Source organism: Sorangium sp. So ce296, assembly GCF_051529605.1.
GTDB lineage: Bacteria > Myxococcota_A > Polyangia > Polyangiales > Polyangiaceae > Sorangium > Sorangium cellulosum_D.
This window is the reverse complement of the sequence record NZ_CP150325.1, coordinates 11511281-11536766: the sequence shown is the minus strand read 5'-3', so window position 1 is coordinate 11536766 and position 25486 is coordinate 11511281. Positions and strand designations below refer to the sequence as shown.

Annotated in this window: 17 protein-coding genes; 10 read left to right on the top strand and 7 right to left on the bottom strand. The window is 73.9% G+C overall.

Annotated features, from left to right (window positions below):
- Positions 1 to 130: 130 nt before the first annotated feature.
- From WME98_RS42580 to WME98_RS42560, 5 genes are all read left to right on the top strand, one after another.
- Positions 131 to 1972, top strand: a complete 1842-nt coding sequence (locus tag WME98_RS42580) for a cytochrome-c peroxidase (RefSeq protein ID WP_437947373.1) — start codon at positions 131 to 133, stop codon at positions 1970 to 1972.
- Positions 1973 to 2085: 113 nt separating this feature from the next.
- Complete coding sequence (locus tag WME98_RS42575) at positions 2086 to 4293, top strand: hypothetical protein (protein ID WP_437947372.1); 2208 nt, start codon at positions 2086 to 2088, stop codon at positions 4291 to 4293.
- Between the two features lie 99 nt (positions 4294 to 4392).
- Positions 4393 to 6006: an aldehyde dehydrogenase family protein gene (locus tag WME98_RS42570; protein ID WP_437947371.1), complete on the top strand. Its 1614-nt coding sequence runs from the start codon at positions 4393 to 4395 to the stop codon at positions 6004 to 6006.
- 21 nt (positions 6007 to 6027) lie between these two features.
- Positions 6028 to 6804: a 5'/3'-nucleotidase SurE gene (gene surE / locus WME98_RS42565; protein WP_437947370.1), complete on the top strand. Its 777-nt coding sequence runs from the start codon at positions 6028 to 6030 to the stop codon at positions 6802 to 6804.
- Positions 6805 to 6841: 37 nt separating this feature from the next.
- Complete coding sequence (locus WME98_RS42560) at positions 6842 to 7444, top strand: adenine phosphoribosyltransferase (RefSeq protein ID WP_437947369.1); 603 nt, start codon at positions 6842 to 6844, stop codon at positions 7442 to 7444.
- Positions 7445 to 7448: 4 nt separating this feature from the next.
- Here the strand turns inward: WME98_RS42560 and WME98_RS42555 are convergent, their stop codons facing one another.
- Positions 7449 to 8663 carry a hypothetical protein gene (locus tag WME98_RS42555; RefSeq protein ID WP_437947368.1) on the bottom strand — a complete coding sequence of 405 codons (1215 nt, stop codon included), beginning with the start codon at positions 8661 to 8663 and terminating at the stop codon, positions 7449 to 7451.
- Positions 8664 to 8805: 142 nt separating this feature from the next.
- Here WME98_RS42555 and WME98_RS42550 point away from each other — a divergent pair, with 142 nt between their 5' ends.
- Together WME98_RS42550 and WME98_RS42545 are read left to right on the top strand one after the other, a co-directional pair.
- Positions 8806 to 10077: an esterase/lipase family protein gene (locus WME98_RS42550; RefSeq protein ID WP_437947367.1), complete on the top strand. Its 1272-nt coding sequence runs from the start codon at positions 8806 to 8808 to the stop codon at positions 10075 to 10077.
- Entirely contained in the window at positions 10074 to 10838 is a 765-nt protein-coding gene (locus WME98_RS42545) for a uracil-DNA glycosylase (RefSeq protein ID WP_437947366.1), read from the top strand. Before WME98_RS42550 ends, WME98_RS42545 begins: the two co-directional genes overlap by 4 nt.
- A 1-nt stretch (position 10839) precedes the next feature.
- Here the strand turns inward: WME98_RS42545 and grxD are convergent, their stop codons facing one another.
- Positions 10840 to 11154 (bottom strand): Grx4 family monothiol glutaredoxin, encoded by a 315-nt coding sequence (gene grxD, locus WME98_RS42540; RefSeq protein WP_061622479.1) that lies wholly within the window; start codon positions 11152 to 11154, stop codon positions 10840 to 10842.
- A gap of 677 nt (positions 11155 to 11831) precedes the next feature.
- On the opposite strand from grxD, the gene WME98_RS42535 reads away from it, so the two are divergent.
- Both WME98_RS42535 and WME98_RS42530 read left to right on the top strand, forming a co-directional pair.
- Entirely contained in the window at positions 11832 to 12509 is a 678-nt protein-coding gene (locus WME98_RS42535; protein ID WP_061622480.1) for a hypothetical protein, read from the top strand.
- Between the two features lie 243 nt (positions 12510 to 12752).
- Positions 12753 to 14327: a hypothetical protein gene (locus WME98_RS42530; RefSeq protein WP_437947364.1), complete on the top strand. Its 1575-nt coding sequence runs from the start codon at positions 12753 to 12755 to the stop codon at positions 14325 to 14327.
- A 3-nt stretch (positions 14328 to 14330) separates the two neighbouring features.
- On the opposite strand, the gene WME98_RS42525 is transcribed toward WME98_RS42530, so the two are convergent.
- The 5 genes from WME98_RS42525 to WME98_RS42505 all read right to left on the bottom strand — a co-directional run bounded on the left by WME98_RS42525 (position 14331) and on the right by WME98_RS42505 (position 23615).
- On the bottom strand, positions 14331 to 17429 hold the full coding sequence (locus WME98_RS42525; protein ID WP_437947362.1) for a hypothetical protein: 3099 nt from the start codon (positions 17427 to 17429) through the stop codon (positions 14331 to 14333).
- 215 nt (positions 17430 to 17644) lie between these two features.
- Complete coding sequence (locus WME98_RS42520; protein WP_437947360.1) at positions 17645 to 18973, bottom strand: zinc-ribbon domain-containing protein; 1329 nt, start codon at positions 18971 to 18973, stop codon at positions 17645 to 17647.
- Positions 18974 to 19344: 371 nt separating this feature from the next.
- Positions 19345 to 21084, bottom strand: a complete 1740-nt coding sequence (locus tag WME98_RS42515; protein WP_437338229.1) for a sigma-54-dependent transcriptional regulator — start codon at positions 21082 to 21084, stop codon at positions 19345 to 19347.
- 297 nt (positions 21085 to 21381) lie between these two features.
- A complete protein-coding gene (locus WME98_RS42510; protein WP_437947358.1) occupies positions 21382 to 23028 on the bottom strand; it encodes a GMC family oxidoreductase in 1647 nt (548 codons plus the stop codon).
- Positions 23025 to 23615 carry a gluconate 2-dehydrogenase subunit 3 family protein gene (locus WME98_RS42505; RefSeq protein WP_437947356.1) on the bottom strand — a complete coding sequence of 197 codons (591 nt, stop codon included), beginning with the start codon at positions 23613 to 23615 and terminating at the stop codon, positions 23025 to 23027. Before WME98_RS42505 ends, WME98_RS42510 begins: the two co-directional genes overlap by 4 nt.
- A gap of 202 nt (positions 23616 to 23817) precedes the next feature.
- Here WME98_RS42505 and WME98_RS42500 point away from each other — a divergent pair, with 202 nt between their 5' ends.
- The gene (locus WME98_RS42500) at positions 23818 to 25434 is read left to right on the top strand and encodes a hypothetical protein (RefSeq protein ID WP_437947354.1); all 1617 of its coding nucleotides are present in this window, start codon (positions 23818 to 23820) and stop codon (positions 25432 to 25434) included.
- Positions 25435 to 25486 lie beyond the last annotated feature (52 nt).

Sequence of the window (25486 nt, the reverse complement as noted above, 5' to 3'; positions counted from 1 at the left end):
ACGCGCGCTCTGTGGATGGCAGAAATCCGTCGCTTCCCCGGAGGCAACGCTTATTGCGGCGCACTATCGAATGGAAGAACATCTCACCAAGTGGCCGCCATCTTGCTTGGCGGCGACCGGAGGGCCTCACATGCATAGACTGCTTGCATCGCGCCGCAGCTTCTCCCCGATGCTCGCCATCCTCGCGACCGCATCATCGTTTGCCGCCTGCGCACCATGGGAGCTCGGTGAGGACGAGCCCCCCCAGGTCGATGATCCCAGCAGCGTCGCGATCGCGGCGGAGCCGCCCCCCGCCATCAGCGGCGGGACGCTCGCCGTGAGCAAGAGCGCTGCGCGGGCGGTCGCCGCGGACCCGGATCGCGACCGGGTGTGGGTCGTGGACCTCGAGGGACAGCGGTTGCTCGCGGAGATCGCCCTGGAAAAGGGCGACGAGCCGGGCCGGGTCGTGGAGGACGGCGCGGGGCGGTTCCACGTCGCGCTCCGCCGCGGCGGCGCGGTCGTCACGATCGACGCGGACAGCGGGAAGATCGTCGGCCGGCGCGCGGTCTGCGCGGCCCCGAGGGGGATCGCGTACGACGCAAGGACCGACGCGCTCCACGTCGCGTGCCTCGGCGGCGAGCTCATGACGCTCCCGGCGGCCCGCGGAGCCGCGACGCGCCACCTGCAGCTCGACCGCGACCTGCGCGACGTGGTCGTGGACGGGGATCGCCTCCTGGTCAGCAAGTTCCGCTCGACGGAGCTGCTCACCGTCAGCGCGGACGGCAGCGTCGCGGAGCGGCAGAAGCTCCCGCACTTCAACCTGTTTGGGCAGGAGTTCGCGCCGACCGTCGCCTGGCGTACGGTCGGCCTGCCGTCCGGCGGCGTCGCGGTCGTGCATCAGCGCGCCCTCGTCGCGCCCGTCGAGGTCGTCGAGGGGGGCTACAGCTCCGGCGGGTGCGACGGGAGCATCGTGCACAGCACGGTGACCGAGGTCGGGGCCGCCGGCTCCACCGAGCGCCCGAGGATCTCCCCTGCCTTCCCGTCCGCGACCCTCCCGGTCGATCTCGCGGTGTCGGCCGACGGCATGTCGTACGCCGTCGTCGCGGCAGGCAGGAGCGAGGTCCTCATCACCACCTCGACGATGTTGAACGCGAACGCGCTCATGGACTTCGGGGACGGGGCGGGCTTCAACAACGGCGAGGGGACCTGCATCGATGCGGAGCAGCGGGTGGCGGTGGACGGCGAGCCCACCGCCGTCGCGTTCGCCGGCAACGCGGTGATCGTGCAGACGCGCGAGCCCGCGGCCATCCACGTGCTCGGGACCCCTGGCATCTCCAGCAACCGCGTCATCACGCTCCCCGGCGAGAGCCGGAGAGACACCGGTCACGAGATGTTCCACAGGAACGCGTCCGGCCCGATGGCCTGCGCGTCGTGCCATCCGGAAGGCGGCGAGGACGGCCACACGTGGGTCTTCAACCCGATCGGTCCTCGGCGCACCCAGTTCATGAGCGGCGGGATCCTCAACACCGCGCCGTTCCACTGGGACGGCGACATGTCGGGCATCGAGGCCATCATGGACGAGGTGTTCGAGCGGCGCATGGGCGGCGTGCACCAGGGGCCCCGCCGGGTGAACCTCTTCGCCCGGTGGATCGACAGCCTCCCGGCGCCGCCAGTGTCGCTGGTGCCTGACCAGAACGCGGTGGCGCGGGGCGAAGCCCTCTTCCACGACAAGGCCGTGGATTGCGCGCGCTGCCACGCGGGCGCCCAGCTCACGAACAACCAGTCGTTCGATGTCGGCACGGGCAAGCCCTTCCAGGTGCCGTCGCTGGTCCGCATCGGCGCGCGCGCGCCCTTCATGCACAACGGCTGCGCCGCGACGCTGCGCGACCGGTTCACCGACACCACCTGCGGCGGCGGCGACCTGCACGGCAAGACATCCCACCTCGACGCGGACCAGATCGACGATCTGATCGCCTACCTCGAGACCCTCTGACCCCCCTCCCCGCCGGCTCCCCGGCTGGATTTCCGCCGCGGAGCCCGCCCGGATCGCGCCCCCCTCACCGCGAATGATGTAACCCGCGCCGAGCCGCGATATGCTGGCGGGGCGTGAACGTCGCAGAGAAAGTCGCCACCCTCGAAGCGCTCCTCCAGCGGGTGCAGCGGAACGCCGCTGCGCCTCGAACCCGGTCGCAGCTCCCGGTCTCCGCCGAGCTCGTCCCGCACCGCGGCGAGGCGCCCGGCGCCATCGCCAACGACACGGCGGGCGCGGCCTTGCCCGACGCCAGGTTGACCGCGGCGGAAACGTCGCCGGCGAACGAAGCACGGCCGGCAGCCGCGGCCAGCGCGGTCGCCGCGGCCGGGCTGTCGGCGCCGCGCGGCGCAGAGCCGGCCCTGGACGACGTCGGCAGCCTCGACGGCCCGGCCGGCGATGCGCGCCAGGTCGCCGCGCAGGCGTCGCAGACCGCCGGCGCGGCGAGGCAGCCGGCGGCCGCCGCCAAGGCACCGCCGCAGCCCACCGCGAAGACGCCGCCGCAGCCTGCGGTGAAGACGCCGGCGGCCACGCCCGCCGCGAGCGGAGCCAAGGCGCCGGCCGGCAAGCCGGCGACCGCCACGCCCGCGGCCGCGACGCCGGCGCGCATCCCCGCGCCGCCTCCCAGCTCCCCCGGAAGGCAGGCCGCGAGGCCCGGCGCTCCCCTCGATCTGCCGCGGGCCGAGGCCCGCGACGCCGGCCCGCAGGAGACCTATCGCCCGCCCGCGGAGCCCGCCGAGCCGAAGCCGAGGGACGCGGCCAGGCCCGCGGCCAAGGTCGCCAGGACCGCCGCGCTGGGCAAGGACGTGGCCGCTGCCGGCCCGGCGGTGCCCCCCGCGCGCGGCTCCAGCCCGCGCGCAGAGGGGAAGCCGTTCTTCCCGCACGAGGACCCTGCGGCGAGGGCGAAGGTCGCGGAGGGCGACAGCGAGCTCTCGTTCGCGGGGCTCCTCCCCGACGAGCCGGAGCCCGCGCAAAGGCCGGGCGCCGCGCTGAAGCTCCCCGCCGAGCGCAGGCCGGAAGCGGCCGCGCGCAGCTCGTTGCTCGATCGCGCCGAGGCGCCCTTCGCGACGCACGCCACGACCACACCCGTCGGCAGGGAGGGCGCCTCCGCGCTGGACACGGTCACGGCCCGCTCACCGTCGGCCGGCGAGCCGGTCACCCCCAAGGCGCCGGAGCAGATCGCCGCCGCCACGCGGCGCGCGATCGGGGAGCCCGCCGGCGAGCACGAGTTCAGCCGCGAGATGGTCGACGACGAGCCGACCGTGATCCGCGGCATGCTCGAGGACGAGCCCACGGTCATCCGCTCTCGCCCCGAGGGCCTCGAAGACGAGGAGACGGCCGTGCGCTCCGCGCGGTCCGAGGCCCAGGCGCTCGCGCGGTCGATCCAGGATCAAGAGACCGTCGAGGCGCCGCCGGGCGTGCTGCCCAAGGTGGCGAGCGAGGAGGCGGACGCCAAGCCCAGGCCGAAGCCGGTCGATCGCGATCTCCTGCCGAAGGTCATCACCAAGGACCCGCCCATCCCCGCGGAGAGGGAGCTGAAGCCGTCCGAGCGCGTCACCACGCGACCGCCCGCGGACGCCAGCGTCAGCGTCACCGATCGCCCGTCGCCGCGCCCGCGCTCCCGCGTGGGCCTGGTCATCGCGGCGGTGGTGCTCCTCGTGGGCGGCGCGGCGGTCGCGCATCGGCTCGGGTTGTTCGGCTCCGAGCCTGCGCCCCTCCCGAACGTCGCCCCCGACACCTCCCCGGGCGCGACGCAGGACGTGACCGCGCAGCCGCAGGACACGGCGCAGGCGCCGACCGCCGCGCCCGCCGAGACCGCGCCCGCGCCGTCGGCGGCGCAAACCGCGGCGCCCGCCGAGACCGCGGCGCCCGCCGAGACCGCGGCGCCCGCCGCGAGCTCGGCGCCGGCCTCGGGCAGCGCGGAGGATCTGCCGTCGACCCGTGGGCACCTGCTGGTCAACTCGTCCCAGCAGGCGTCGGTGTACGTGAACGGCTCGCTGGCCGGAAACACGGGCGAGACGCTCGACGTGCCCTGCGGGACGCGTTACGTGCGGCTCGGCAAGCTGACGACCGACAAGGCGTCGACGCCCGCGTGGCTCTCCGCAGGCCAGGCGGTCATCGTCGGCTGCCGCAAGCAGACCGTCGTCGCGATCGAGCCCACCGCGGCGAGCCCGTCGCAGGAGCGGCCGACCAAGCGCAAAGCCGCTCCCGACAACGAGGGCTCGGCCCCCGCCCCCGCCGAAGAGACCACGCCTGCCGCCCCGGCGGCCGATCCCGCTCCGTAGCCGCCCCATCCCGCGCCGGCCCGTCGCCGCCCCTGCGCCCTCGAGGGCGACTGCTCGCCCTGCAGGGGGGCGGAAGCGCAGTGCTAGGCTCGGCGCTCCATGGACTCCAAGACGGCTGCCCATCCCGGTGAGGCAGGCGCGGCGGCGAGCGAAGCCGCGGCCTCGCCGGCGCCCGCTGCGGCGAGCGCTGGACCGTTCCCGATGCGCAGCCCTGCAGGCGGCGAGCTCCTCGACGACGTCGCGGCGACAGCGCCGAGCGCCGTCGCGGCGATCGTCGCGCGCGCGCGGGCGGCGCAGGTCGCCTGGGCCGAGGTCCCGATCCGGGAGCGGGCGGAGCGCGTCGCGAAGGTCAAGAGGCGCCTGCTCGCGCGGGCCGAAGAGATCGCGACGCTCCTGCACCGCGAGTGCGGCAAGCCGATCGAAGAGGCCGCGCTGGCCGAGGTGCTGCCGAACGCCGATCTCGTCGACTACTGGACCGTGTCCATCGAGGAGCTCCTCGACGAGGCCCCCGTCGATCTCGACGCGCTCGCTTACCCCGGCAAGGCCGGGCGCATCCGGAGGGACCCGCGCGGCGTCGTCGCGCTCATCACGCCCTGGAACTACCCCGTCGCGATCCCGCTGCGCACCATCGTGCCGGCGCTGCTCGCGGGCAACGCCGTGGTCTTCAAGCCGAGCGAGGTCACGCCGCGCGCCGGCGCGCTCGTGGCGTCGCTGTTCGACGGGCTGCTCCCGGACGGCGTCCTCACCGTCGCGCAAGGCGGCGGCGACGTCGGCGCCGCGCTCATCGAGGCCGGCGTGGATCTCGTCGTCTTCACCGGCAGCGTCGCCACCGGCAAGAAGATCGCCGTCGCGTGCGCCGAGCGCCTCGTCCCGACGTCGCTGGAGCTCGGCGGCAAGGACAGCGCCGTCGTGCTGAGCGACTGCGACCTGGAGCGCGCCGCGCGCGGCGTCGTCTGGGGGGCCTTCACGAACGCCGGACAGAACTGCGCCTCGATCGAGCGCGTCTACGTCGAGCAGGCGATCGCGGATCGCTTCATCGCGCGCGTCGTCGCGCTCACCGGGCAGCTGCGAGCTGGCGTCGACGTCGGGGCGATGACCACCGCGCGCCAGGCCGAGATCGTGCGGCGCCAGCTCGACGCGGCCGTCGAGGGCGGGGCGGAGATCCTCGCCGGCGGCGCGCCGGAAGCGGGATCGCTCGCCTTCCCGCCGACGGTGATCAAGCTCGATCGCGAGGACACGCCGCTGCTCCAGGACGAGACCTTCGGCCCCATCCTCCCCGTGATCGTCGTGGAGAGCGCCGACGAGGCGATCGCGCGCACCAACGCGTCCCGCTTCGCGCTCACGACCAGCCTGTGGACGCGCGGCTACGAGCGAGCCCACGCGCTCGCCCGGCGGCTGCGGTCGGGCGTGGTGACGATCAACAACCACGGCTTCACGGGCGCGCTCCCGGCCGCTCCATGGACGGGGACCGGCGACAGCGGCCACGGCGTCACGAGCAGCCCGCACGCGCTCGCGGATCTGACGCGGCCCCGCTTCGTCCTCGAGGATCGGAGCAGAGCGAAGAGCGAGCTGTGGTGGTACCCTTATACGCCATCGCTCCGGACCGTCGCCTTCGCGATGGCGCGGGCGCGAGGTGGAGCCGGCTTCTTCGGCCGTATCGGCGCCCTGGTCGAGCTCGTCGCCGCGTTCGCGAGGCGCCTGCTCGGCCGCTGATCCGGAGCATCGAGCGAACGCATGCGCCCTCTGATCCTCCTCTCCAACGACGACGGCTACTCGGCCCCGGGCCTCATCGCGGTGCGCGACGAGCTCGCCCAGCACGCTGACGTGGTGGTGTGCGCCCCCGCGGTCAACCAGAGCGCGACGAGCCACTCCCTGAGCCTGCACCGCGTCCTCCGGCTGCTGGAGGCCGCGCCCGGCGTGTTCGCGGTCGACGGGACGCCCGCCGACTGCATCTACGTGGCCCTCCACGCCGGCGCGCGCGTGCTGCCGCGCCGCCCGGATCTGGTCGTGTCCGGCATGAACCACGGGCTCAACCTGGGCTCGGACATCTTCTACTCGGGCACCGTGGCCGCGGCGCGCGAAGGGGCGCTCCGCGGCATCCCTTCGATCGCGCTCTCCGCCGACGCGGGCGCGTCGCGCCCGGACGCGGCGGCGCTCGGCGTGCAGCTCGCCCTCGCCCTCCACCGGGCCGCCGGGCAGGAGGCGCGCCGGCCGGCGCCGCTGCTCAACGTCAACATCCCCGCGGGCAGCAGCTGGCCCGTGCGCGCCACGCGCATCGGCGCGCGCCTCTACACCGAGGAGGTGATCTTTCGCCAGGATCCGCGCGGGCACGAGTACCTCTGGATCGGCGGCGCGGGCGTGCGTCACGACCTCGTCCCCGGCTCGGACACGGAGGCCTACGACGAGGGCGCCGTCAGCGTCACCCCGCTGACCCTCGACCTGTTCGCGGCGCAGCACGAGGGCGTCGCGCGGACGATCGCCGCGGAGCTCAACGACGGCCGCGCCGCCTGACGGCGCGAGCGTCGCCCTCGATCGCTTTCCGGCTCGGGTGCGCTCGCCTACGCTCGGCGCCATGTTCAACCACGACGCCCTGCCCTCCGAGCACGCGCTCCGCTACCTCAAGGCCCACCTCCGCAACGTCCCGGATTTTCCGAAGCCCGGCATCCTCTTCAAGGACATCACGCCGCTCCTCGCCGACCCGCGGGCGTTCCACATCACGCTGGATCTCCTGGCCCAGCGCTACATCGGGGAGCACGTCGACGTCGTGGTCGGCGTCGAGTCCCGCGGCTTCATCTTCGGCGGCGCGCTGTCGGCCCGGCTGAACGCGAGCTTCGTGCCCGTGCGCAAGCCCGGCAAGCTCCCGGCCGCGACCGATCGGGTGGCGTACGCGCTCGAGTACGGCACGGCGGAGCTGGAGATGCACAAGGGGTCGATCCACCCGGGGGCCAGGGTCCTCGTCGTGGACGACCTGCTCGCGACCGGCGGCACGGCGTCGGCCGCCGCTGAGCTCGCGCGCAAGCAGGGCGGCGAGATCGCCGGCTTCGCCTTCGTCGTCGAGCTGGACTTCCTGGGCGGCCGGACGCTCCTCGCGCAGCGGGCCGGCGACGGGGCCCGCGTCTACTCGATCGTGCGCTTCGCCGCGGGCGAGTGATCGTTCAGTCCTGCCCCACGCCGACCTGCAGCTTGCGCGCGACGAAGCGGCTCGCGCTGGTCGCCCGGGTCGGCCCGCCGACGGGAAACGTGATCACGACGGCGTCCGCCCCGCCCTTGGCGATGCCGCCGCCGTGCGCCCCGACCAGCTTGCCCAGGGCCGCGGCGTCGAGCGAGGCGCCGGCGCTCCGCAGCGCGTCGATCTGCCCCGCCCCGTGCAGCGCGGCCAGCGCGCCTCGATCGACCGCCGGCATCTCGGCGAAGACGCCGGACGCATACACGAGCGCCGTCGCCGCGGCCGCTGGATCCCGGCCGCGGAACCAGGCGCCCGCGTCGTGGTACGGCAGGTGCGCGCAGCGCGCGTACAGGGCGCCGAGCTCAGCGCTCGCCGCGTCGGCCATGCGATCGGCGAGCGCGACGAAGCGCGCCCGGAGCGCGGGATCGAAGTACGCCCGCGCATATCCGCCGGAGAACCGGGCGATGACGGCGCGCCACGACGGCGAGCGCCCTGCCTCCGCCTCGTCGAAGCCGGGGACGATCTCGACGAGCCCGTCGGTGATCGCCGCGAGCTCTGCGTCGGCGGCCCCCGTCAGCTTGCCCTGAGCGACGAGCGCCCCCACCCCCACCGACGCGGCGGAGACGGCCTCCTGCCCCGCCGCGCCGGCGGTGGCCTGCGCCGCGCCGAAGCCGCGCGGCGTCGCCAGCCAGAGCTCGGCGACCCAGCCCGCGAGCTCGAACGGCCCCATCGACGCCCCCGAGTAGATCCGCTTGCGAGCTGCCTCGCAGGTGCGCGCGTTCCGCGCCGCGTCCTCGCCGGCGGTCGTCTCCGGCGCGGCCGGCAAGGCGGCCGGCGCCTCCCGCGATCGAAGCAGGCGCACCGCGACGAGCACGCCGACGATCGCGAGCACCACGGCGCCGATGGGGATGACGATGTGCCGCGCCGGCCGCACCGGCGCGATCGGCGCGGGCGGCGCCAGCGAGCTCACCGCGCGGTGCGCCTGCGCGAGCCGCCGCGCGAGGTCGGACGCCTTGCGTGTGCGCAGGTCCTGCGGCAGGAGCGGCCACTGCTCGACCAGCTGCTCCAGATCGATCACGACCGGCGCCCCGCGACCGTGCAGCGCGATCTGCCTCCCCTGGACGCTCACCGCGCCCGATGTTCCGAACAGGCCCAAGGCCTCCTGGACAGCCGCCTCGATTTCCCGCGCGCTGGAGTCGTCCACGATCGCAGAGTACCCGGATTTCCTGGCGGCATGCCGTCGCAACTTTGCCGAGCGCCCGGGGCTTTCGGGCGCGGGCGCGGGGGGCGCCGGGGCGGCGCGGGAAATGCCGCGGAAGGGCGATGGAAATGGCACATTCCCGCGCGTGCAGAAGACGCGCGTCTACCTATCGCCAGGCATGTTCGGGTTCGCCACCCTGGGCTCCCTCGAGTACTTCGAGCATTTCATCCGCGCGATCGAGGAGCGCTTCCGCGATCGCGGCCGCGCCGTCGAGATCCACGTCTGCGAGGTGCACCCGACGGCATCCATCCTCCGCCGGGCCGCGAAGCTCGCCCGCCTCGTGGACGAGAGCGCCGGAGACGACGGTGGCCCGATCCACATCGTCGGCCACTCGACCGGGGGCCTCGACGCCCGCCTCGTGGCCTCCCCCACGGTGCGCCTGCCCGGCAACGCGCACCGCCGGCTCGGCTGGACGAGCCGGCTGCGGTCCGTCACCACGATCAACACGCCCCACTTCGGCACGCCGCTCGCCGCGTTCTTCGCCACGGTGAGCGGCCAGCGCCTGCTCTACGCCGTCACGGCGCTCACGGTGGCCGGCCTCAAGCTCGGCGCGCCGCCGCTCGCGGCCGCCTCTGCGCTCGTCGCCGCGCTCGGCCGGGCGCAGCTCGGCTTCTTCGAGATCGAGCTCGTCGATCGATCGGTCGAGAGCTTCATCCGCGTGCTCGACGACGCGTCGAGCCGCGAGCTGCGCGCCTGGCTCAAGCTCCTGCGCGACGACCAGGGCGCCATCGTCCAGCTCATGCCCGAGGCGATGGATCTGCTCCACGCCGGCCTGGAGGACCGCGCGGGCCTGCGCTACCAGAGCGTCGCGACGTACGCGCCGCGCAACGCCGTCCGCGACTGGGTGTCGGCGCTGCGCTCGCCGTGGGGCGCCATGTCGGCCGCCATCTTCACCGCGCTCTCGAACATCACGGCCCGCCTGGACGAGCACTACCCGTGTCGCTCGCACGACGGCTCGATCGAGCAGAAGCTCGCGCGCGTCCTCGGCGAGCTGCCGCCGCCGGACGCCAACGACGGCGTGGTCCCGCTCGCCTCGCAGGTCTGGGGGGATCTCATCTGGGCCGGCAAGGCCGACCACCTGGACATCGTCGGCCACTTCCCCGGCAAGGGCGGGCACATCGACTGGCTGGCGAGCGGCGCGCGCTTCAACCGCCTGCGCTTCGACGCGGTGCTCGACCGCATCGTCACCGGGATGGTGGCCGGCGAGCAAAGCGATGTGGCCGAACGCGCCGCGCCTCCGCCGCGCCCGGTCGTGGAGACGCGCGTGGTGGAGCGCGATCTCGACCTGGCGCAGGGCAGCGTCCTCGACGCCGCGCAGGGCGGCGCCTCGACCGGATCGAGCGGAGAGCCCGCGTGAGCCGCGGCGGCGCGGCGCGCGCGCTCCAGGAGATCGCGGCGGAGCTCGTCGAGTGCCGCCGCTGCCCGCGGCTCGTGGCGTGGCGCGAGGACATCGCGCGAGAGAAGCGGCGCGCTTACCGGGACCAGACCTACTGGGGCCGCCCCGTGCCCGGCTTCGGCGATCCGGAGGCGCCGCTCGTGATCGTCGGGCTCGCGCCGGCCGCGCACGGCGCGAACCGCACCGGCCGGATGTTCACGGGCGATCGATCGGGCGACTTCCTGTACGCGGCGCTCTATCGAGCGGGGCTCGCCTCGCAGCCGACGAGCGTATCGCGCGACGATGGGCTCTCGCTCCGGGGCGTGTTCATCACCGCCCCCTGCCATTGCGCCCCGCCGGACAACAAGCCCACGCCCGACGAGCTCGCGGCGTGCCGCGGCTGGATCGAGCGAGAGCTCACCGCCCTGCACCGCGCGCGCGTCTATCTCGCGCTCGGCAAGATCGGCTACGACGCCGTCGCCGCGCTCGCCCGCTCGCGCGGCGCGTCCGCCGCCGACCGCGCGCGACCCCGCGCCGAGGCCGACGTGCGCCTGCCGCCCTTCGCGCACGGCGTGGAGGCGCGCCTCCCCGACCCGCGCGGCGGCGCCGGGGAGGCGCGGCTCTTCGGCAGCTACCACGTCAGCCAGCAGAACACCCAGACCGGGCGGCTCACCGGCGACATGTTCGACGAGGTCCTGCGCCGCGCCCTGGAGGCGGCCGGGCTTCGCGCCCTGCAGCGCTAGGCTAGCCCTGCTTCGTCAGGAGCTTCTGCAGATCGCCCGACTGGAACATCTCCATCAGGATGTCGGAGCCGCCGATGAACTTCCCGTCCACGTAGACCTGCGGGATCGTCGGCCACTGCGAGTAATCCTTGATTCCCTGGCGCAGCGAGGGGTCGGTCAGCACGTTGACGTCTTTGAAGTCCACGCCGCACTTCTTCAGGATATCGACGGCTCGCGCCGAAAATCCGCATTGCGGGAAGGTCTTCGTGCCCTTCATGAAGAGGACGACGCGGTTGCTCTCGACGGTATCCTTGATCGTCTGGTGGATGTCGCTCATGGCTCGTTCCTGATTTCCCGCCGCGAGCGGGATCGCCCGTTGTTCAATCTCCACGGAAGCGGCGCGTGACTGGCGGACCGAATCCGGTGCCGGCCGGCGGAGCTCGCAGCGGGATCACCCTTGGATCGCCAGGCGGACCACGTGACCGCCGCGCGCCGGACGCGCAGCTGAGGGCAGGGTTTTTGGTGTCGTCCTTCGCCCGCGTCAACTGGGCGAGCGCGCCCCACGGGTCCGATCCGGGAAGCAGGGATCCCACGCGCCCGCGGGCGGATGCGACGGCGGCTCGGCGCCTCCTCGACGTCGACGCGACGGGAGGACGGCCACATCGGCCGGGCTCAGCGCGTCCGCCGATGGATCGGACGACCGCTGCCTGGCAGGCCGCGGCGCTCGGCGCGACGCGGTGCGCTCCTCTCCCGTGGGCACAGACGTCGCATGCCGGTCGACCGCGCGCTCCGCGGATCCGAGGCCGCTGCCGGAGCGACCTCCGCTTTTCGCTCGCTCTGCACGCTTCAGCTCGCCGAAAGCTCAGCGTCTGGCCTCGCGCGGCCAAGTCGTTGTAGAACACGCCCCCACCTCAGCCGTCTTACCGACCGTGACCAGCGGCCGTGAGCCGCCGCGGGTGCGGCGAGCGTCCCAATGTCGTGGCCTCACCCCGCACAACCCTGAAGGAGCCTCGTATGCGCTTGTACGTCCTCATCCCTGCGGCCCTGCTCGGCCTCGCGCCCCTCGCTTGCGGCGGCAGCGACCCGGAGCCGAACAACCCGTCGCAGATGCAGAACCAGTACGGGGCGTCTACCTACCCGCCCGGCCAGTACCCCCCCGGGCAGTACGGTCAGCCCGCCCAGCCGGGCCAGTACGGTCAGCCGACCACCCAGCCGGGATACACGCCGCCGGCCACCACGACCCCCACCACGACCCCCACCACGCCGCAGACCGGCACGAGCACCGGGCAGGCGACCCCGATCGCGCCCGCGGCCGTGAGCGCCGCGACCCCTGTGCTCACCGCGATGGCCGCCTCCGAGGTCCAGGGCATGCAGCCGGAAGGCGGCGCCTTCGCCGGGCAGTTCCAGGACGGCCAGACGCTCGAGCAGCCGTTCAACATCCAGCCGGGCAAGTGTTACTCGATCATCGGCGTGGGCCTCGGCGTCCAGGAGCTCAACCTGCAGATCGTCGCGCAGCCCGCGCCGATGCTGCCCCCGGTGGTGCTCTCGCAGGACAACACGACCGGACCGAACGCCACGCTCGGCGGCAAGGGCCAGTGCTTCAAGAACCCGCTCCCCGTCGGCGGCCCGGCGAAGGCCGTCATGACCGTCCGGGGCAGCGGCCTCGCCGTCGCCCAGATCTACGTGAAGTAACCGCCTCCCTCCGCGGCCCTGCGCCGCCTTCCACGCATCCCACCGCCCCGCGCGGCGCCGCATCTCGCGCCTCACGGGGCCGCGATGTCGCGGCGTCGCTCGCGGGCTCGCCCGGTGCGCGCTCGCGCTTGCGCCTGCGGCCGATCGCCGATCGTCAGCGTCGCTGGCCACGGCTCGCCGGGAAGCCGCTCTGCGCTCGGCCCTCGGCTTTTCGCCCATGGAGGTGCGAGGTACACTCCACGGGTGAACTTGCCTTCGATGCACTGGGCGCTCCGGGTTGCCATGGTCGGACTGGCGTCCTGCTCGTTTCGCCTGACCGATGGGGCCGCGGAGGGCGCCGATGTTCCCCCGGATGCCTCTCGGCCGGTGACGCTGGTGTTCGACGAGCCAGGCACGCTTCAGCTCGCGCCGGGGGAGCTGCGCACGCTGTGGGTCACGGGCCAGCCGCCCGCCCCCTACGAGGTGAGCTTCACCCTGCTCGGTGAGGCTGCGGGCGCTTGGGTCGACCGCACCACGGCGATCGCGGACGACAGCGGCAGGGCCTCGGTCCAGCTCCACGCCTCGAACCTGGGGAGCACGTTCCGGCTCCGCGCCGCCATGAAGGACGGCCCGTCCGCTGAGCTCGGCGTGTCGGTGAGCGCCGAGGGCTTCGGCACGCTGCGCGTCATTCCGGTCTACCAGGGCACGCGCGTCGCGAAGAGCTGGACGGCGAGCGTCGTCGCGGAGGCGACCTGCGAGGAGCTCGCCACCGCGGCGCCCCAGGCGCCGGTCGGCGCGCTCGTGGCGCACGGCGGTCCCGACGAGCCGGTCTTCATCGACGGCGCCCCCGTGGGTCCGAGCCTCACCGTCGCGCTCCACAGCGGTCGGATCGTGTGGGGCTGCGTGGGCGAGCGGGAGCTGCAGGCCGGCTCCGCCCGCGATGTGTACGTCCCGGTCAAGGACCTGCCGATCGATCTGGCGGCGACGCGCCTCGACGCGAAGCTGACGTTCGCGACGAACGATGGCCTGAACGCGCTGCTCGAGGCAGCGACCGAGCGGCTGATCGACGATTTCTTGCCGGCCGGCGCGGAGACCGCGTCCCTGCTCGACGCCATGCAGCGCGGGGTGCCGTCCGCGCAGGCGGCCGCGTTCGCCGCGCAGCGGCTCGAGCGCGACTGGGACGCGGCGGCGCAGGCGCACCTCGCCGCGCTCCCGGTCTCCCTGCGCGACCGGTGTGGTGAATGGGCCCGCGCCGGGCTCGCCGATACGCCGCTCGCGATCGACGGCCACTTGCGCGGGCTGGAGAACGAGCCGGGAAGCGCGCTCTTCGAGACGAGCTGGCTCGGCAGCGTGACCGCTGACAGCGCGGGCGTACCCGCGGAGCAGCTCATGTCGTGGACAGCGGATCCCGGCGACGTGCTCCGCCTCGCCGGGACGCTCTCGTGGGACCCGAGCGGTTACGTCGGCGGCGCGGCTGGGCTCGGGGCCGCAGCGGAGACGACGGCGGAGTCCGTCGCCGCGGCGCTCGCCGCCGCAGCGGAGTGCTCGGCGCTGGGCGAGCGGCTCGGCGGCTACGCCGGCTGCGACAGCGACTGCATGGCGACGCTGTGCGCGGGCGGGCTCAAGCTCCTCTGGCGTGAGGGCGTGGAGGCGTCGAAGACCGCCGGGATCATCGGCGAGATCATCGTGAACGCCTCGGGACCGGCGCAGGTGAACAGCGCCGCGGCGCCGATCACCTGGACGGCAGACTGGCTCGGAACCATCCGCGACGGAGCGGGCCAGGAGGTGGTCGTCGAGGGACAGGTGAACGCGGTGTCCGCCGACGTCACCTCGAACTAGGGCTCACCTGCCCGCGTCCTTCGGCTCGCAGCGCAGCCGCCACCTCCGGCCCGTCGCTCGCTCGGTCGCCGCGAGCGGGATCGCGTTCGCGGCGATGTCGAGCTGCTTCTCGGGCGCCTTCGAGAAGGTGCCCTGGAGCCTCACCGACATCGCCTCGACGCACGCGCTACCGGGATCCAGGCGGAGCCGGAACTCGGCGCCATCGACGGAGGGGTAGCTGCCGCCGAGATCGAAGCTCGGTGAGCCCTCCAGGCTGGTGTCGAGGAGCCAGCCGTCCTGACCCGGGAGACAGCGGTCGAGCGGTGTGTCCGCGAGATCTTTGCGGCCGAGCGGCAGCGCCTCGCCCAGCGCGCCCGTGTCGCGGTCGATCGGGAGCACGTGCCAGGAGCCGGCGCGCACGCCAGGGTCCGGGGCCGTCGAGATGAGCAGGCCGACACCGCCGCCCAGCGCGCGCCGGACGAGGCGCGGCGGATCGGCGCCGTAGCTCGTGCGCCCCGGGCGATAGTACGTCGCCAGCTGCCGCGCGATCCCGAGATCCGCGCGCCACAGCGCCACGGCGTCGTACGAGCCGCCGGGCGTCGCGAAGAACCAGGTCTCGCCGAGCCGCACGGCGCCGTTCGGAAACGGCCGGAGGAAATTGCCCGCGCGGCCGGCGCTGTCGCGCAACGGAAGGACCGGGAGCCCTTCGGATACAGCGAACAGGTTGCATCCGGCGCCCCGGCACACGTGGGTCAACGCAGCCCGCCCGCCGGGATCGAGGTACGCCCCCCAGGACGCGGCCCCGTGGGTCGCGACGCCGAGCGCCTCGGCGGCCGACGCCTCATCCGACCAGGGTGAGGCGCTCACGCCGCTGGAGCGCACGCCGCCCTCCGGATCGAAGCGGTCGTCGAAGCGGATGAGCCAGCGCCCAGCGCGCGCCCAGTCCGCGCCGCGCTTGCCCCACGCATAGGCGCGCATCGTCACGATGTCGTACGGCGCTCCGTTGTCGAAGCCGATCTCGTCCGCGCCGAGCGCGGGCGGCGGGGTGTTGCGGAACGGTGCCCACGCGGAGGCCGGCGTCTCCTTGGCCTGCGGGCGCGCGGCCGCCCGCGCTGTCGGGACGTCGCGCGCGGCGCGCGCGGCCGGCGGCCTGTCCGGCAGCGGCGGGGTCGAGGAGCCGAGCGCCTCGCAGCGCATCCCGATCGGGCTCCCCGCGCGCAGCGGCGTCTGGAGCACCGGCGGCGGCTTCGCTTCCGCGAGATCGTCCGGGAGCGCCGTCTTCCCCCAGCCGACCCGGATCCAGCCCTTGAAGACGCAGCCGACAGGGCCGCAGGCGCGCGTCCGGGACGCCGCCGTGTCATCGTCGCGCTCCGGCACCTCGATCGCGCGCCAGGTCATGCCGCCGTCCGTCGACTCGGCGGCGCGCTCGCCCTCGCCCAGCGAGAGCGCGAACCGCCCCGAGAGGATCGCACCCGTCGCGTCCTGGCGCGGCGCCCCGGCGCTGACGGCGCCGCTCTTCACGTCGATCCGGACGCCAACGATCGGGCCGCCTGCCTCGACCCAGCCGCCGAGCACGCCGGGCTCGCGCTCCTCGAACCCCTCGAGCCACATCCCGCGCTGCAGCTCGCGGGCCGTGCTGCGAGGCTTGGTCGGAAGGATCAACGGGACGGCGGTGACGTCGCTCCCCTTGAGGAGCGTGACTTGCCCCGACGCGCCGGGGCGAGGCGGCGAGACGACGGCGACCCGGCCGTCCGCGAGCGCGACGACGCGCTCGACGCCGACGTCCCTGGCGGGCGCGCGCACGTGGATCTCGCGGGTGCCTCCGTCGGCGGCGACGATGCAGTACGCGCGGCCGTCACGCACGTCGCCGTCCTCCTCGCACGAACCGCGGATCACCAGGGCGCCGTTGCCGCTCGAGGACACGAAGCGGGGCTTGTCGAAGCGCATCAGGCGGCGCATGCCGAGCGGCGGCTGGAACGCGTAGAGCGTCGTCGGGCCCTCGCGCTCGCCGCAGACGAAGCCGAACGACGCGCCCGTGCGGAGCGCATGGCACGTCGCCTCGCGCTCGGGGTAGGCGTCGGTCGCGACGTCGACGACCGCGCCGTCGCGCAGCGAGACGCGCGCCAGGGCGCCGCCGCGGGCCACCACCGCGGTGGCGATCGAGTCGGGCCAACCGTCCTCGACCGCGGCGCGCAGCGGGCGCCGACCGAACGGGCCCTGGACGCGCGCCGGGAGCTCCTGCACATCGTCGGATGCCTCGAGGGTCCGGTACGTCACGCTGCCGCGCGCGTCGACCGAGTAGAACCCGTTCGCCGTCATCACCGCCGGGTCGCCGCCGATGATGCCCACCGACGTCGGCCGCGCGTCGATCTCGACCGCGCGCCAGGTGGCCCCGGCGTCGAAGGTGACGAGCATCCCGCGCAGATCGGCCTCGACCACGGCGCGCCAGCCGTCGGCGAACGCGAGCTGTCCGTAAGAGCTCGCCGGTGGAAGCGGGCCGAGGGGCATCGCCGCGCCCGTCTGCGCGTCGATCGCGAAGAGCCGGTGGCTGTGCGAGAGCCGCGCGTACAGTCGATCGAACCCCGCGATGATCTCGTTCGCCTCCGACGGCAGCTGGACGAGCGGATCGAGCGGGGCGAGCCACGCGGGAGCCCGCCAGAGCTGCGCGCTGCCGCGGCTCGACGCGTAGAACAGGTAACCGCCGCCGAGCCGCGTCGGGAGCTTGAGCGCGGTGACCTGGCCCGACGGCAGCAGATCGGCGGCGCGCTCGATCGATCCATCGTCGTGCGCGACGGCGCGCATGCGATCGATGAGCACCCGCTTGGCCCCTGCCTCGCTGGCCACCACGCCGCGCTCTCCGACGAGATCCGGCAGCAGCAGCGACGGCGTGACCATCGTCACGAGCGCCCCCTGCGCGGCTCGACCTCCCGGCCCCGTGAGCGACGGCTGCGCAGCGCCGCCGCCGTCGCGCGACGCCGGACCTCCTCCGGGAGGCGCCACCGCCGCCCGTCCGCCGCACGCCGCAGCGCTCGCGCCGAGGAGCAGCGCCGCGGCGAAGAGCGGCGAAGCGCCCGGGGTCCACCGAGGAATCGGCGCGTACAGCCGCCCGTCGGGCTCGGTCATGACGGACGATGCTAGCGCGCGCCCCGGGGCGCCGCACCGTTCTTGCTGCCGTCCGCTCGACGGAGGCAGAACCGGATCACCCGTGCGTGGTCGCGCCCGCCGGTCCGCGGCGAACGCGCTTCTCGCGGCGTGGGCATGAGCCGCGCCGCAAGAGCACGGCTCATGCGGCGAGGCCGCCGTTCACCGCCGGGGCCTGCTCGACGGCCCCCGCGCGTTCACTTGCCCTTGGCGGAGCACTGCATGGCGCACATCAGATCGCCCGCCGCGCACCCGCAGCCGCCGCGCTTCGGGGCCGGGGCGGCGGGCGCCGGGGACGCCGCGGCGGGCTCCTTCTTGCCCGCCGTGGTGCCGCCGCCGCTGGCCGGACGCGACGGCCTCGCGGTCGCGCGCCCGCCCGCGGCCGCCGGGGCGGCGGTCGGCGCGGCGGACGCCGCCGCCTCCGCCGTGGCGCTCGCGGTCGCCGTCGCGGTGGGCGCCGGCGCCGGCTCGGGCTCCGGGGGCGCCGTCGTCGCCGGGGCCGCCGCCGCGGGCGGCGTGGTCTCGGCAGCGGTGGGCGCCGGCGTCTCGCCGCCGCCCTTCATCAGCAGGAAGACGCCCGCGATCGCGATGCCCGCGATCGCGATGCCGGCGCCGATGATGATCGGCGCCCGGTTCTTGGGAGCCGCCTCGATCGTCGGCGGCGCGACGGACGGCGCCCGCGCCGTGGTCACGATGGGCGCGCTGAGCTGGAACAGGCCGCCGTCGTTGGCAACGATGCTCGCGACCGGCGACGGCGCGCGAACACCCGTCCCCGCAGCGAGGGCCTTCAGGTCGATGAGGCCGGAGTCCTCCGAGGCGCTGGCGCTCGACCGCGCCGGAGCCGGGGCGGCCTTCGCCGTGAGGGCGCTCAGCGAGAACAGCATCGAGTTCTCGTCGCGCTGGCCGGGAGCGGCGCCGCTCTTGAAGAGCGGAGCGCTCGTGGCCACGTCGTCGGAGCTGGGCCGGTGCGCCTCGGGCCCCGTGCTGCCGCCGAAGAGGTCCTGCGTCGGGCGCGCCGGGTCGCGGCGCACCGCCGCCGCGCGAGGAGCGGCCGCCGCGACCGCCTCGACCCCGGAGGACGTCGGACCGGCTGGCGCGGCGGGGCTGGGCACCGACTGCGGCTGCACGGGCGCCGGCTCCTGCGCGGCCGCGGAGGCCGGCGCGCTGCCGGCGTGCAGCGCCGCGACGATCGTGTCGACCTGGCCGAGCGGCTGCCAGTCGGCCATCCCGTCGGCCCAGACGTACGTCTCGGCGTTGATCACCCCCGCCTGATAGCTGGCGACGATCTCCGCTATCGTCATCGAGCGCTGATCGCCGTCCGCCACGTTGACCAGGTACGTGGTCCCGTCGTTCGGAACGCTCGTGCCGGAGACCGGGTCGGCGGGGCCGCCGTTGGTCGTCACGCCCGAGCTGTTCACGAGGATCGTCGCGCCGCATTTGCGGCACTTGATCTTGACGGTTCTGCCTTGGACCTTCTCGTCCGAGACGGTGTATTTCGACTGACAGGACTGGCAGGTGATCTTCATTGGGGGCTGGCCCGCAGGGGTGTAGTGCCGGCGAGGCGTCGCGTAGAGTTTACCTTGATACCGCGCCGGTGGCCCGCTCTCTGACGTGCCAGTCGCGCGTCTGATCTCGCAGCTCCGCTTTACGATAGCCGAGGTCGTCGTCCCTTCGTAAAGCACAAAGGGACGGGCCGCCGCTGGGACCGTTGTCGGGGCGCATCGCAGGAGCTCCCCCAGGCCGGCTCCTCCCGTGGAACCGGCCGCCTTCGGGGCGCCTCCGGCAGCGCTCTTCGATGGGCTGGGGCTCACAACCCGGGCGGGCCGGGCGGCGCTGAGGTGCGCTGGAGTGCGGCGGTGCTGGAGTGCTGCCGTGCGGCAGGACGAGGGCTCGCCGTTCAGGCGTCGCCGCGCACGGAGCCGAGCTCTTCGAGGCCGGGCTCGTCGGTCACGACCGGCACATCGTCGACCGGATCCGGCGCCTCGACGCTCTCGCTCTGCCCCTGGGCCTCGTGGCTGCCGACGTGCTCCCCGTACGCCTGTAGCTTCGAGTAGAGACCGCGTCGGCTGATCCCGAGCACGCGGGCCGCGCGCTGCTTGTTGCCGCGCACGGCCTCGAGGGTCAGGAGGATGAGCTTGCGCTCGGCGTCCGCCAGGCGCGTGCCCACGGGGAGGCGCAGCACGAGCGGGTGTTCCGCCGCCTCGCCGGCGTCCCGCGCCGGCTCGACCTCGTGCGCGCCCGCCTCCCCCGGCGGCCTTCGCGCGAGCGACGCTGGGCCCACGGAAGGCGGCGCAGGCGGCGCGACGACGGTGTGCGACGGCGCCGGGTCGGAGGGGACCGCCATGTCCGACGCGTGGACGATCGGCACCGACAGCGGCTCGGCCGGCTCGGGGTGGGCGACCGGCGCCGCAGCCTTCGCCGCCGGGAGGCTGTCGTACGAGCGCCGGGAAGACCGCCGCTCGATCCTGCCCTGGCCGAGCTGGACGTCGTTCGCCGAGACCAGCTCGTTCGAGGCGAAGAGCGCGGTCTGCTCGATGACGTTGCGCAGCTCGCGGACGTTGCCCGGCCAGTCGTGCTCCGCCAGCCGCTCGACGGCGGCGTCCGAGAGGCGGCGTGCCGGGGTGCCGTAGCGCTTGGCGAACTTGAGCAGGAAGCGCTCGGCGATGGGCAGGATGTCCTCCCTGCGCTCGCGCAGCGGGGGCAGCGTCACCGTGAACACGTTGAGCCGGTAGTACAGGTCCTCGCGGAAGACGCAGTCGTCGACGAGGTCGAGCAGGTCCTTGTTCGTCGCCGCGACGACGCGGACGTCGGCCTCGATCTCCTTGCGGCCGCCGACCCGGGTGAACCGGTACGTCTCGAGCACGCGGAGCAGGCTGACCTGCACGGCAGCGTCCATCGTGCCCACCTCGTCGAGGAAGACGGTGCCGCCGGCGGCCGCCTCGAACTTGCCCTCCGCGGCCGCGAACGCGCCGGTGAACGAGCCCTTCTCGTGGCCGAAGAGCTCGCTGCCGATGAGCTCGCGCGGGATCGCGCCGGTGTGCACCGGGACGAACGGACCGCCGCGGCGGCGGCTCCGGTTGTGGATGGCGCGCGCGACGAGCTCCTTGCCCGTGCCGCTCTCGCCGACGATCAGCACGGGCGCCATCGTCGCGGCGACGCGCTCGATGCGGGTGAAGACCTCCCGCATCCGCGGCGAGCCGCCGATCATCCCCTCGAACACGAGCTGCCCGTGGAGGGAATCGTCGTCGTCGAACTCGGTCGGCGGCGACCAGAGCAGCTCGCGCACGAGCAGCACGAGGCGCGCAGGATCGAGCGGCTTCTGGAGGTAGTCGGCCGCTCCCAGCTTGAGGGCGTCGACGGCGCTCGAGATCGACGCGGCGCCGGTGACCATCACCACGTGCGGCGGCGGCGCCTTCGGCTCGGGGCCGTCGAGCTGACCCGGGGAGAGCCGGCGCATGAGATCGACCCCCGTCATCCCGGGCAGGTTGAGGTCCGTGACGAGCACGTCAGCCGGCGTCCGCTGGTGGATCTCGAGCGCCTGCTCGCCGCTCGATGCGACGACCACGTCGAGCCCCTCGTGGCGCAGCACCGCCTCGAGGATGGCCGCCTGATCGGGCTCGTCCTCGACGAGGAGCACCCGGCCGTGGTGGCTGTGGCCTCGATGCGGCGAGCGCGCCTGTCCGCGCGGAATTGCAGCTGAAACTGCGTTCGGTCCCAAAGCTTCCCTCCCAGCTCGGCGGACGGACGGCTCGGCCCCGTGCGATATGAAACGTGCCGTTAAACTTGTAGCTCGCAGGGGCCTCTCATCAACTCGGGAGTTGCCTCCTTCTCGGGTGCAAGGCCCCCCTCACATGCCGTCCCTGACATGTCGTTCTGCGCGACGGATGCGACGCCCCGGATCGCTGGCTCCTGTGGTGACACGCCGCCGCGCCCATCACCAGCGCTCGATGATGCCGCACGCGATGCGATCGGCCAGCGCCATGCACGTAAGCATCGGGTTCACGGCGGGACTTCCAGGAAAGACGCTCGTGTCGGCGACGTAAACGTTGTCGAGATCGTGGCAGCGCCCCTCCTCGTCGACGACCCCGTCCCGCGGCCTCCGCGACATGCGCGCCGTACCGAACGCGTGGTTCGCCGCGGTGATCGTGTCGCGCCCGTCGAGCCGCTTGCTCTTCAGGATCTCTGCGTCTTCCGGCGACGTCAGCTCGTCGGGGACGCCGTGCAGCCCGGGCAGGATCGACGCGGCGCCCGCCGCCCAGCAGATGTCGGACAGGATGCCGAGACCGCGCTGGATCTTCTCGACGTCGCGCGGCGCGTAGTCGAACCGCACGTCGGGATCCCAGCTGCCCCGCTTTGGACGGACGGTCCCGCGCGACTGCTCGGCGGCGATGATCACGTCGAAGGGGGCCATCCGGTTGTAGGTCCGGAGATGGCGCTGGTAGTCGTGCCCGAAGCCGGGGAACCGCGCGGCGAGCACGGCGGGGGGCGACCAGAGGACCTCTAGCTTGATGCCCTGCTCGAGGAAGTGGAGCGAGTGATACCCCTGGGTCGCGCCCTCCCACGGATCGATCGGATCGGGGAACACCGCCATGATGGCGAGCCCCGGGTGGAGCTGCAGCTCGTTGCCCACGTAGCCGCTCGAGTTCGCGGCGCCGCTGCGGAGCAGGATCAGCGGCGTGGCCATGCAGCCCGCGGCGAGCACGACGAGCTTCGCCCGGATCTCGACGGGCGCGCCCTCGCGCCACGTGAACGGCTCGATCGTGCGGCCGCGCATCCCGGCGGCCCGCCGGCCCGACACGAGCAGGTGCTCGGCGCGCACGCTGGTGAACACGCGCGCGCCCGCCCGGATGGCGGCCGGGACGTACGAGACGTCGGTCGACATCTTGGCGCGGTTGCGGCACCCGGTGAAGCACTCGCCCGAGCCGCGGCAGCCGCGGACGTTGCGGTGGGTCGGCTCGCTCGACAGCCCCAGCGCATCGCAGCCGCGCTTGAAGCGCAGGTTGCGCTCGCCCTGCACCTCGATCGGCGTGGGCGCGACGCCGAGCAGGCGCTCGACGCGCTGGTAGTGGGGCAGCAGCGCGTCCAGGGTGATCGCCTCGGTGCCCGTCCGCGCCGCCCACTTGTCGAACACCCAGGCGGGCGAGCGCGCGCAGATCGCCGAGTTGACGACCGAGCCGCCGCCGAGCGCGATGGCCTGCATGGTCGGGATGAGCATGCGCCCGCGGGCGGCGCGCATCCCGCCCTCGCGCAGCGTGCGCGCCAGCGACTCGCCCGCCTCCTGCCGGAAATCCTCCACCCCGAACGGCGGGCCCTCCTCCACGAGGATCACGTCGCGCCCCGCCTCGGCGAGCTCCTTCGCGACGACCGCCCCGCCCGGCCCCGAGCCGACGACGAGCACCTCGCACGAGGCCCTCACCTCGCCGTCGTAGTCGGCGAACACCTTCACCTGCGGGCGCGGCTCGGCGGGCGGGAGCGGCTCCACCTCGGCCCTCGAGCGTGGAGTGGAGAGCGGGAGCGAGCGCCGGTCGCCGCGATCGGGGTGCGCGGAGCGCGGCGGCTCCTCCAGGCCGGGGAGCTTCACGCCGTCACCCCCGGCGCGAGCGACGGCGGCTCCACGGCGACCGGCTCTCCCGGAGCGCGCGCGGCCGCGCGCCGCTCGAACGGCGTGGGACAGCAGGCGACGCCGATCGCGCGGGCGACCTTCTCGTTCGCGAGGTAGCCCATCGAGAGCATCGTCCGGAGCGAGAGGAACGTGACCCGCCGGAGGTAGATGCAGCTCTGCGACATCGAGGCGAGCACCGCGATGCGATCGGCCTGCGGGAGGCGCGTGAAGCGGGAGCGGCGCGGCCCGAAGACGCAGGGCGAGAGCTCGACGAAGAGGAGGAGCAGCCGCATGTACGGCCGCAGCGGCCGCGGCGTGCGCGCGACGTAGCGCTCCATGTACTCCACCAGCCCCGCCTCGGTGCCGGAGAGCGGGATCGGACCGCCGGCGGGAAAGAGCGCGTCGGCGCAGGCAGCCACGATGGCCCGCTCCCTCACGGAGAGCGCGCGGGCGGGGGCGCCGGAGGCCGAGGCCCTGCGCGCGAGGCCCACGGCGGCGGCGGCGGCGAGCGCCGCAAGGGCAATGACGAGACAGACCACGGGCAGGTGCGCAACGAGCTCGCTCATCACTCGACTCCTTCCTTCCCAGCGCGGGAAGCCATCGCCTGGCTACCTCGACAGCGTAATCCGACGCCCGGAGTGCGCAATTTCGTTCGCACCGCGTCGGGGTGTTCGCACACCGTTCCGTGCTGTTTTACGCAGCCCGAGGTTGCGGGTGTGACAATCGCGGTATCGTCCGCGCCCGATGAGCGACGAGCCCAGGAGCGCGGTGGATACGGACGAAGCGGCGGGAGGCGACGAGGCGACGGAAGACGAGGAGGCGCTGGAACCGGAAGAGGAGCACCCGACGCCGCCGGCGCGCGATCTGCGGGCGTGGCTCGCCGGCGCTCCCCTCCCCCACTGGCTGCACATCGCGCTCGGGCTGGCCGTGCCGATGCTGGTCACGCTCGTGGCGGCGGTGCGCGTCTCGAGCTTCACGATCGACGACGCGTACATCTCGTTCCGGTACGCGGAGAACCTCGCGAACGGAAATGGGCTCGTCTACAACGTGGGCGAGCGCGTCGAGGGCTACACGAACTTCCTCTGGACGGTGCTCCTCGCCGCGGCGGTGAAGCTCGGCGCGACGCCCGAGGCGGCGTCGAAGGTGCTCGGCACCGCCTGCGCCGCCCTCGCGCTCGTCCCCACCTACCTCCTCTCGCGGCGGCTGCGCCCGTTCTCGAACGTCCCCTGCCTCGCGACGTGGTTCCTCGCGACGAGCATCCTCTTCTCCGGCTACGCGGTGTTCGGGCTGGAGACGCCGCTCTTCCTCCTGCTCACACTCGCCGGGACCGAGCTCTTCTTCCGCGAAGAGGACGCCGCCGCCTCGGGCGACGCGCCTCGGGGGGCGCGCGCCTTCCCCTGGTCCGGCGCGGTGTTCGCGCTCGCCGCGCTCACCCGACCGGAGGCGCCGCTGTTCCTCGGGCTGCTCGTCATCTGGCACGCGGAGCAGGCGTTCACGCGGCGGAACGTGCTCCGCCTGGCCACGTTCGCGCTCCCCGTCGCCGCGCACCTGCTCTGGCGGCACAGCTACTACGGCGCGTGGCTCCCGAACACGCTCGCCGCGAAGACCGGCAACTTCGCGCAGCAGCTCCAGGGCGGCAGCGACTACGTCCGCAAGTACGCGCAGCACGCCGGCGCCTTCCTCTGGCTCGGGCTCTTCTCGGTCGCCTCGTCCCTCGTCCACCGGCGGCGGAGCGGCCTCGCGATCGCGTCGATCGCGCTGCTCTTCGGCGTGTACGTCGTCTTCGTGGGCGGCGACTGGATGCCGTACTTCCGGTTCCTGGCCCCGGCGGAGCCGTTCGCGTTCCTGCTCGCCGACCACGCCGTCCGCGCCATCGCCGCGCGCCGCGAGCGGGCAGCGTCGCTCGCGATCGCCGCGTTCGGCGCGATCACGCTCGCGACCCGCACCGGAGAGCTGGTGCGGGCCCAGCGGAACATCCTCGTCAACGACAAGGGCTTCTGGGACGACGCGGCCGGGCGCACGGCCGACTGGCTCGTCCAGAACGCGGAGCCCGGCCCCATCGCGATCGCCGACATCGGCTACGTCGGTTACCGCACGGGCTTCCCGGTGGTCGACATGCTGGGGCTGCTCAGCCCCGAGGTCTCGCGCCTCCCGGGCGGGTACACGAACAAGGTGGGGACCGGCTACACCGACGCGCTCTTCGCCAAGAACCCGCGCTACTTCCTGATCATCGCCTCCGGGACCGACTGCAAGGGCCCGACGGTGCCCTCCTCGCGCGCCTCGTACGGCGACCCCAGGTTCAAGAAGGACTTCAAGCTCCGCCAGGCCATCGGCCTGAAGAAGGGCGGCGCCTGGTGCATCTACGGGAAGACGTCGTACCCCTGACGATCGACCGGGCGCGCGCTCGCCCCGCCTCGCGCGCCTCCCGGGATCGCGC

Coding starts and splice junctions, on each gene's coding strand:
- WME98_RS42580 (WP_437947373.1), top strand. CDS start 131: ATGCATAGACTGCTTGCATCGCGCCGCAGCTTCTCCCCGATGCTCGCC.
- WME98_RS42570 (WP_437947371.1), top strand. CDS start 4,393: ATGGACTCCAAGACGGCTGCCCATCCCGGTGAGGCAGGCGCGGCGGCG.
- surE (WP_437947370.1), top strand. CDS start 6,028: ATGCGCCCTCTGATCCTCCTCTCCAACGACGACGGCTACTCGGCCCCG.
- grxD (WP_061622479.1), bottom strand. CDS start 11,154: ATGAGCGACATCCACCAGACGATCAAGGATACCGTCGAGAGCAACCGC.
- WME98_RS42535 (WP_061622480.1), top strand. CDS start 11,832: ATGCGCTTGTACGTCCTCATCCCTGCGGCCCTGCTCGGCCTCGCGCCC.
- WME98_RS42525 (WP_437947362.1), bottom strand. CDS start 17,429: ATGACCGAGCCCGACGGGCGGCTGTACGCGCCGATTCCTCGGTGGACC.
- WME98_RS42520 (WP_437947360.1), bottom strand. CDS start 18,973: ATGAAGATCACCTGCCAGTCCTGTCAGTCGAAATACACCGTCTCGGAC.
- WME98_RS42505 (WP_437947356.1), bottom strand. CDS start 23,615: ATGAGCGAGCTCGTTGCGCACCTGCCCGTGGTCTGTCTCGTCATTGCC.